The organism is Agrobacterium sp. AGB01 (genome assembly GCF_014851585.1).
Lineage (GTDB): Bacteria > Pseudomonadota > Alphaproteobacteria > Rhizobiales > Rhizobiaceae > Agrobacterium.
Genome location: NZ_JACVAB010000020.1, coordinates 1 through 488 on the forward strand (window position 1 = coordinate 1; position 488 = coordinate 488).

General features: G+C 66.4%; 1 protein-coding gene. It reads right to left on the reverse strand.

Annotation, left to right across the window (positions count from 1 at the left end; all coding sequences use genetic code 11):
* Window positions 1-221 precede the first annotated feature (221 nt).
* Window positions 222-488, reverse strand: a 267-nt coding sequence (locus IB237_RS26175) for a YadA-like family protein (protein ID WP_192491680.1), incomplete at its 5' end; no start/stop codon positions are given.

The window sequence follows — 488 nt, forward strand, 5'->3', positions numbered from 1 at the left end:
GTACGTGTCGACGGATGGCGAGACCTTCACCTACACCAGCAGTTGCGGCGTCACGCCGGGCATCTCGTCGTTCGAGATGTGGGAACGGCCGGTGACGCATTTCGCGATGGGCAATCCGCGCGTGCTGCCCTCGGGCCGCATGGCCTGCGACTGACGACTGGCCTTCCGCAAAAAAGAAAGGGCCCGGCATTGCCGGGCCCTTCTTCGTTGCGACAACCGGGTTACAGGTCGATACCGAAGCCCACGCCGGCCGACTTCTCGTCGCCACTGAACGCACCACCGATGCTGAAGGACGCGCGTTCGCCGATCGGCTTCGAGTAGCCCACGGACAGGGCGTTCTCGCCGTTCTGCCAACCCGCGCCCACGGCGACCCGTCCACGCGGACTGCGGCTGCCGGCGGCGTTGATCGCCATGTTCAGCATCGCCGAACTCATCGCGCCCATCCGGTCGAGACGGCGGTCCTGCTCGGAGAAGCGACGGTCCACGTC